Origin of the sequence: Rhizobium aethiopicum (genome assembly GCF_900094625.1) — a bacterium.
Taxonomy (GTDB): domain Bacteria; phylum Pseudomonadota; class Alphaproteobacteria; order Rhizobiales; family Rhizobiaceae; genus Rhizobium; species Rhizobium aethiopicum.
Genome location: NZ_FMAJ01000049.1, coordinates 1 through 6,053, shown reverse-complemented (window position 1 = coordinate 6,053; position 6,053 = coordinate 1). Strand labels below are relative to the sequence as shown.

The following is a 6,053-nucleotide window of genomic DNA, read 5'->3' as shown; positions in this document are numbered from 1 at the left end:
CACCATGGGAGCAAAGCTTGGGGGCATCGATCTTCGGCACCCCACAGTACACGCTGCCTGTGGACGACTTGGGAGAAGCTGTCCCTCCGAGCTGGCAACACCGCAATCAACCGGCACCGGCTGGCCTTCGGCTTGCAATGTCCTGGCTTGAGTTGCTGCCGAGCGCGGACAACCCCCAGACCAGCATCACTATCCATGGTGTGCCCTACACGGCCACTCTGGGGCCATCAGGCATGGAGAACGACATTTACCTTTTCCAGCAATAGGGTGGAGATGGATCGAGCAATAGATGCCAGTCGTTCTTACATTCTAACTTTGCGGTTACAATTGCTGTCAAAGCTGATTAGAGGGGCGACATTGTCAGCCAGTTACAAACGCGACGCTGGCTCTGATGATCAGCCCCGATCCGACCGGCTGGGCCGGGTTGAAAGGGCGGAGCGGGGGCGGGTGAGGGGCACCCATCGGCTTTAGCTTTAAGACGATGCGATCGACGCCTCACTCGGCAGCATCGCGCTTTGCCAGCGCAGCTTTACGGCGTTCGATGACGGCCGGATCGTTCGTAAAATCCTTCCGCCGTCCCGGACCGTGAGCCCGTCGCACATAGCCGTTCTTCTCGCTATTGCTCTTTACCACAGGCTTCGATTGCTGTAAGCATCCGGTGAAGGACGCAGGTCAGGCCGCTTGAGCATCCAGCGCCGTCGGCGTCCAGTTCCACGGAAGCAATTGTTCCAGTTTGCTCGTCGGCGTGTCAGCGATGTTGGCGAGGACATCAGCAAGCCAGGCTTGCGGATCGATGTCGTTGAGCTTTGCGCTCATGATCAGCGTCGCCATGAAGGCTGCGCGATCAGCACCACGATCCGATCCGGCGAAGAGCCATGACTTCCTTCCGAGAGCAATGCCCCGTTCATTCTGCCCATGTCGGCGATGAAGTCGAGGTTCACTATCGCTGGCATCCACATTTTGGCCAGAAGGTTTCCATTCGTCGCGTCGAAGAACGAGCGACAGGCCGGTTTTTGAAGGTTCTGGGGCCGACAGGTGTCGTCATCGCGATCTCAGGGTGGATGATCGATCCCGTGGTCTGCCGCGGCATGACCATGGGAACGCCACGCGTCGATCTTGCGACGCTAATCGAATTGAACAGGCTGGTCTCTGGCGGCAGCAAAGCGGCACCCTTCCGAAGTGGACGTAGAATCACTCAGGAGGACCATGATGAGATCCCGCAATACGCTGGTGCCGGCGTCGGGCCGGCAGCTCGACCTGATATTCAAAACTCGGATGCTCGACGGACTGAGCGACAAGGAACGCAAGAAGGCGATTTCAACGCTGGCTTGCCTGCTGATGCAGGCCGCAGGCCTCGTCGTCGAGGAGGTCAACGATGACCAGCACTGATTTGATTCCGACAGCGCTGCTCGCGCGCAAGGCCGTCGTTTATGTGCGGCAATCCACGCAGTCGCAGGTTATAACCAATCTGGAAAGCCAGCGACGGCAGTATGATCTTGTTGACATTGCGCGACACCACGGCTTCAGCGACGTCGAGGTGATCGACGACGACCTCGGGCGCTCTGCCAGCGGAACCGTCGCCCGTCCGGGCTTCGATCGTCTCGTCGCCCTACTGTGCGCCGGCAAAGTTGGTGCCGTTTTCTGCTTCGATGCTTCACGGCTTGCGCGCAACGGTCGGGACTGGCATCACCTGCTCGAACTGTGCGGCCTGGTCGAAGCCCGCGTCATTGACCATGACGGCGTCTACAATCCATGTCGACCCAACGATCGGCTGCTGCTGGGAATGAAGGGCAGTATCAGCGAGTTCGAACTGGGCGTGCTGAGAGCCCGGATGCTCGATGCCGCCAGGTCGAAGGCGCGCCGTGGCGAACTGCGACTTTCCGTTCCGTTCGGCTACATTTGGCATCGGGAGGCCGGGCTTGGGCTCGATCCTGATCTGCGTCTGCAAGAGGTAATTCGATCCATCTTCGCCCGCTTCCACGACCTTGGAAGCGCGCGTCAGGTGCTGCTGTCGATGACGAAAGATCAGATTCACTTCCCTCGGCCGTCGGATGAAGGGCGCATGACCAACTTCGTATGGATGCCAGTACGTTATCGCAATGTGATCGGCATCCTCAAAAACCCCTTCTACGCCGGCGTTTACGTCTATGGGAAGAGCGAGAAGCGGACTGCCATCGTCGATGGACGGGCTCGGCGCAGTTACGGGCACGGCAAGCCCGTCGGTAGCTGGGAGGTGATGATCCGGGACCATCACGAAGGTTACATTAGTTGGGGCGAATACGAGCGTAACCAACAGCAACTGGCCCTCAATAATTATGGCCGCTCGGGTGGGACTAAATCGGGCCGCGGCGGCAAAGCATTATTATCAGGTCTCCTGACCTGCGGACGGTGTGGACGGCGACTGAGTGTTGCCTATACGGGAAATCCACAAAATCCTGTCTATCGCTGCTATAAACAGAACCTGATGATGGGCTTGCCCCGTTGCATGACGTTCGGCGGCTCGAAGGTCGATGCGGCGGTTGCGCGCGAGTTGTTGCGCGCGGTAGAACCATTAGCGATCGAGGCGACTTTTGAAGCAGAGCGGATGCACCGGGAGCGACAGGAAGACCAGCGCCACATTCACGATCTGGAGCTACAACAGGCCCGCTACGAGGCTAGCCTCGCCGAGCGCCGCTATGCGGCATGCGATCCCGACAACCGCCTGATAGCTGCACAGCTTGAGAAGAATTGGGAAACGGCGCTACGCCGCGTCCGTGATCTGGAAGTGCGCAGGCCTACCGAAAGTCCTTCAACCATCGAAGTTGACCCAGGCACTTTCGCAAACCTCGCCGACAATCTGCAGGCGGCCTGGGAGTCGCCGGATGTCACCATGCGCGTGCGCCAGCAACTGCTACGTACATTGATCGCCGACATTGTTGTCGATGTCGATGATGAGGTGCGCGACGTGGTGCTGACCATCCATTGGAAAGGCGGTCAGCATTCGGAGCTCAAGGTTCGCAAGCCCCAGACGGGTGAACACGGGTGCGCCACAACGGAAGATGCTTTGGCAGTGATGCGGAGCATGGCAGGACGCTGGTCCGATGAACATATCGCCGCGTCGCTCAATCGAATGGGAATGCCCACGGGGCAAGGAAAAACCTGGACTGCACACCGGGTCGCTTCCGTAAGGCGGGTCCGGGCCATTCACGCGTACAAATCAGCCGATAAAGAGGGCGAATGGCTGACCATGACAGAGGCGGCGGCGGTTTTGGGCGTGACCAACCACCGAATACGCCACCTGATCAAGACGAACGTGTTGTCTGCCGAGCAGGTGGTTCCCGGCGCGCCGTATCAAATCCGGGCCAGCGACCTGACTTCGGCGACCGTCCAAGCCGCGATAGCCCGAAAGGGCCGCCCGTGTCGCATTGCTGACACCGAGACGCTTCCAATGTTTACAGATACTTAAAGAGGGAGTGCACAATGACTCAGGTCCGGCAAAGCCTCGCAGCGCCCGCTCGGCTGCATTGTTCGTCAGGCAAATTCTCCCATCTTCCAGGAATGACGTGAAGCCGTCCCAACGCTTCAGCATGTAATCGATAGCCTCGGCGACAGGAGAACTGCGCGACAGCTTTGCCCGCTCGGTCCGCATCCAGTCCTCGAGTTCTTTGACGAGTGAGAGGCTGTCGATGCGACGGCGCTGCAGGCGTTCGTCGGCGGCAAGCCCGTTGATCTCCCGCTCGATGTCGAACAGGGCATCGATCCGTTTGACAGCCTCCAGCGCCAGCGGCGAGATCGGCATGGCACGGCTGCCGCGTTTGGCATTCGTGGCAATGTCAGCGAGCACAAAGAACTTGCGGCGTGAGTGCGCCCAGCACAGTGCCTGCGTCAGCGGATCGGGATCGCGGTCAACCTTGAACAGGGGATTGTAGCCGCCATAAGCATCCGCTTGCAGAATGCCGGTGAAGGTCTTCAGGTGGCGCTCGGGATGCTCCTGCCGCCGGTCCCGCGACGCATAGTAAAGAGCTGCGGGTGGTGACTGCCCGCTGAACGGTCGGTCATCCCGGACATATGTCCAGATGCGCCCCGTATCGGTTTTGCCTTTCGCCAGGATCGGCACGGTGGTGTCGTCGCCATGCAGCCGCTCGGCGGCCAGAACATGCGCCTCGATCAACGAATGAATGGGCTTCAGCGCCGCCGCGCAAGCACCGACCTGGTCGGCCAGTGTCGATAAGCTGAGGTCGATCCCCTCTCGGCCATAGCGCTCGCTCTGGCGGTTCAGCGGTTGATGCTGGGCGAACTTCTCAAACAGGATCATCGCCAGCAGGTTCGGCCCGGCAAAACCGCGCGGCGTCACATGGAAAGGTGCGGGCGGCTGAGTGATCTTCTCGCATTCGCGGCAGGAGAACTTCTCCCGCACAGTCTGGATGACTTTCCACTGGCGCGGGATCACCTCCAGCGTCTCGGTGATGTCCTCGCCGAGCTTCGACAGCCTGGCGGAACCGCAGCAGCGGCAACTCGTCGGGGCGGCGATGACGACGCGCTCGCGCGGCAGGTGTTCGGGAAACGGCTTCCGTGATGGACGCTTTCGCTCGAACGCCCGGACTGTAGAAGCCTTGGCAGCAATCTCCGCCGCCAGTTCGTCTTCACCAGCGTCGGCTTCGAGTTCCTCGAGTTGCAGCTCCATCTGCTCGAGAAGTCGCGCCTTGCGCTCGGACCGGCTGCCGTAAAGTTCACGGCGAACCTTCTCGATCTCCAGCTTCAACCGCGCGATCAGCGCTTCTGAATGTGACACGAGCGCCTTGGCACTGGCGGCTTCCGCCTCGGCTTTCATACGCCAGGCACGCTCTTGCGCCAGCAGTGCAAGCGCACTGGCAAGATCGTCAGGAAGCTGTTCGGCCGCATCGTTCATGGTAGGATGGAATCATATTCGACCCAGCCATTCCAGTGCTTTTGCTCATCCTGCCGACGTCGGTCGCCAGGTTTTTTGCGGCATCCGCCAGTCTATACCTTCCAGCAGATAACCGAGCTGCGCCGGTGTGATCACCACCGATCCATCTGCCGCCGACGGCCAGACGAAGCGTCCGCGTTCAAGCTTCTTCGTAAACAGGCAGGCTCCCTGGCCGTCATGCCAGATGACCTTGATCAGGCCACCACCGCGACCGCGGAACACGAACAGGTGTCCGCACATCGGATCGCGCTTCAGCGTCTCCTGCACCATCAGCGATAGACCGGGGAAGCCTTTGCGCATGTCCGTATGGCCTGTCGCCAGCCAGACCTTCACACCACTCGGAACCGGGATCATCTCCGTTCCAGCACGACATCGAGAATGCGGCCCAGCGCCTCGGTATCGATGTCGCTGTCCACGCGAATACGACGGCCCCGACCCAGCTCAATCGTCACATCGCTACGCTTCCGGCGGGACTGCGATGGGGCAGGCGGCCCCGAGGGAATGGGCGTGGCTGGAGGCGCGGCCTCGGACAGGATCACCGGCACCAACGTGCTCGCCATTTCCGTCTTCGGCTCCTCGATTTGGCAAAGCTCCTTGCGCCAACGGAAAAGCTGGCTGACATGGATACCGGCCGCACGGGCAATCTCGGAAAGCACCGCATCTGGCTCAAAGCAGGCCGCAACAAGCCGCTCTTTGTCTTCCCGAGACCAGCGCCGTCGGCGCTCGACAGACGTGATCACTTCAATCGGATGCTTCGTCATAGGACTACTCCTAGTGTTTGGTAAGCGGCAAGCTGAGACCGTTCAGCGCGCGTAATTCCACGGCATGAGTGCATCGAGATCGCTGCTCGACCAGCCGTTGGCGATCCGCTCAAGTGTTTGGGTGAGCCAAGCCTGCGGGTCCACGTTGTTCATCTTCGCCGTCTGAAGGAGCGTGGCGATAGTCGCCCAGGTCCTTCCACCGCCATCGCTGCCGGCGAAGAGACTGTTCTTTCTCGTGATCGTCTGGGGCCTAATGGCACGCTCAACGATGTTGCTGTCGAGCTCGATGCGGCCGTCGGTAAGGAAGCGTTCGAAGATGGAGCGACGCGAGGTGGCATAGCGGATCGCTTTTGCGAGCTTCGACT

5 protein-coding genes and 4 pseudogenes are annotated in these 6,053 nt (G+C 60.3%); 3 read left to right on the top strand and 6 right to left on the bottom strand.

Annotation, left to right across the window (positions count from 1 at the left end):
* Positions 1–266: pseudogene (locus GA0061105_RS33150) on the top strand (hypothetical protein); the annotation flags it as partial.
* Positions 267–495: 229 nt separating this feature from the next.
* On the opposite strand, the pseudogene GA0061105_RS32245 reads toward GA0061105_RS33150, so the two are convergent.
* Together GA0061105_RS32245 and GA0061105_RS31980 are read right to left on the bottom strand one after the other, a co-directional pair.
* A pseudogene (locus GA0061105_RS32245) lies at positions 496–648 on the bottom strand (ISNCY family transposase); the annotation flags it as partial.
* A 24-nt stretch (positions 649–672) separates the two neighbouring features.
* A pseudogene (locus GA0061105_RS31980) lies at positions 673–903 on the bottom strand (transposase domain-containing protein); the annotation flags it as partial.
* Between the two features lie 306 nt (positions 904–1,209).
* On the opposite strand from GA0061105_RS31980, the gene GA0061105_RS31970 reads away from it, so the two are divergent.
* Positions 1,210–1,389 (top strand): hypothetical protein, encoded by a 180-nt coding sequence (locus GA0061105_RS31970; protein ID WP_077994911.1) that lies wholly within the window; start codon positions 1,210–1,212, stop codon positions 1,387–1,389.
* A pseudogene (locus tag GA0061105_RS34040) lies at positions 1,376–2,473 on the top strand (recombinase family protein); the annotation flags it as partial. The gene GA0061105_RS31970 and the pseudogene GA0061105_RS34040, both read left to right, overlap by 14 nt.
* A gap of 723 nt (positions 2,474–3,196) precedes the next feature.
* On the opposite strand, the gene tnpC reads toward GA0061105_RS34040, so the two are convergent.
* From tnpC to GA0061105_RS31945, 4 genes are all read right to left on the bottom strand, one after another.
* Positions 3,197–4,888, bottom strand: coding sequence for an IS66 family transposase (tnpC, locus tag GA0061105_RS31960; RefSeq protein ID WP_309506894.1), 1,692 nt, complete (start codon positions 4,886–4,888; stop codon positions 3,197–3,199).
* Between the two features lie 45 nt (positions 4,889–4,933).
* On the bottom strand, positions 4,934–5,281 hold the full coding sequence (gene tnpB / locus GA0061105_RS31955) for an IS66 family insertion sequence element accessory protein TnpB (protein ID WP_008536947.1): 348 nt from the start codon (positions 5,279–5,281) through the stop codon (positions 4,934–4,936).
* Complete coding sequence (gene tnpA, locus GA0061105_RS31950; RefSeq protein WP_077994909.1) at positions 5,278–5,688, bottom strand: IS66-like element accessory protein TnpA; 411 nt, start codon at positions 5,686–5,688, stop codon at positions 5,278–5,280. Before tnpA ends, tnpB begins: the two co-directional genes overlap by 4 nt.
* A 42-nt stretch (positions 5,689–5,730) precedes the next feature.
* Positions 5,731–6,053 (bottom strand): IS66 family transposase (locus GA0061105_RS31945; RefSeq protein WP_141130274.1); only part of this gene is annotated, 323 nt, incomplete at its 5' end.

Bases quoted from the DNA above. Each gene is read 5' to 3' on its own strand.
- tnpA (WP_077994909.1), bottom strand. From the start codon at position 5,688: ATGACGAAGCATCCGATTGAAGTGATCACGTCTGTCGAGCGCCGACGG.
- GA0061105_RS31970 (WP_077994911.1), top strand. From the start codon at position 1,210: ATGAGATCCCGCAATACGCTGGTGCCGGCGTCGGGCCGGCAGCTCGAC.
- tnpB (WP_008536947.1), bottom strand. From the start codon at position 5,281: ATGATCCCGGTTCCGAGTGGTGTGAAGGTCTGGCTGGCGACAGGCCAT.
- tnpC (WP_309506894.1), bottom strand. From the start codon at position 4,888: ATGAACGATGCGGCCGAACAGCTTCCTGACGATCTTGCCAGTGCGCTT.